Genomic DNA, 1,134 nt, shown 5'->3' with positions numbered 1-1,134 from the left:
GGTCGGTGACCTTGCCGGGGCCGAAGACGAAGATGTGCTGATCGCCGCCAAACGCGAGCTCGAGGAAGAAACCGGCTACGCCTGCGGCAGGATCGAGTTCATCCACACAGGCCCGTCCTCGGCCGGCATGAGCACCGAGATGATCGCCTTCGCCCGAGCCTGGGACCTCACGAAGGTCGGCAAGGGCGGTGGCGACGAGACCGAAAACATCATCGTGCACGAGGTACCGCGTGCCGATGCCGGCAAGTGGCTGTTCGACCGTGCCACCGAGGGCTTCTCGATCGATGCGAAATTGTTCGCGGGGTTGTGGTTCATCGACCATCCCGAAGCCCACATCCGGGATAACCGCAGCCTTTGATGGCCTGGCTTGGCATGGCTTGGCTTGGTAGGAGCCGATTCATCGGCGAGCTCTTTCTTTCGGTGGGAACCGAGGCCAGCAACCTCAAGGAGCGCGGCTGCGCCGCGGGTGTATTCACTATTCGCCGATGAATCGGCTCCTACGGTGGGTTCCATGGGCGGGGTGGTGGCAAAGTCAATTCTTGTCCCTAGCTCACTGCCCGGTTAGCCTTCCCTCTGCTTCACCCGGCGCCGCCCATGTCTGTTCGCTTTGCCCATCTTCACCTGCACAGCGAGTACTCGCTGGTCGACTCGACCATCCGCATCAAGCAGCTGGTCGCCGCCTGCGTGCGTACCGGCATGCCTGCCGTCGCACTGACCGATGAGAACAACCTCTTCGGCCTGGTCAAGTTTTACAAGCAGTGCACGGCGGCGGGCATCAAGCCCATCGCCGGCTGCGACATCTGGGTGTCCAGCCCGGACGATCCGCGCCCCTGGCGCCTGACCCTGATGTGCCAGGACCGCGACGGCTACCTCAACCTGTCGAGGCTGGTCTCCCGCGCCTGGCGCGAAGGTCAGGGCACCGGGCGCGCACTGGTCGACGCGACCTGGATGCATCCCGAGAGCGTACGTGGCCTCATCRCCGTCGTCGGTCGGGAAAGCGAGCTAGCCCGCGTGGCCCTCGGCGCCGGTCTTCCGGCTGCCGGCCTGCGGCTGGAATCGCTGCGCCGCCTGTTCCCCGACCGCCTCTATCTCGAGCTGACCCGTACGGGTCGCCAGCATGAGGAAGACTGGGTG

Annotated in this window: 2 protein-coding genes; both read left to right on the top strand. The window is 64.9% G+C overall.

The genetic code is table 11. From position 1 onward, the window contains the following. Positions 1-358 (top strand): NUDIX hydrolase (locus AC1DT2_RS24080; protein ID WP_477299226.1); only part of this gene is annotated, 358 nt, incomplete at its 5' end. A 236-nt stretch (positions 359-594) separates the two neighbouring features. Next, positions 595-1,134: PHP domain-containing protein (locus AC1DT2_RS24075; protein WP_477299224.1), on the top strand; the 540-nt coding region annotated here is incomplete at its 3' end.

It is taken from the genome of Luteibacter sp. P4_E6, from assembly GCF_056401535.1.
This window is presented reverse-complemented; position numbering and strand designations above follow the sequence as displayed.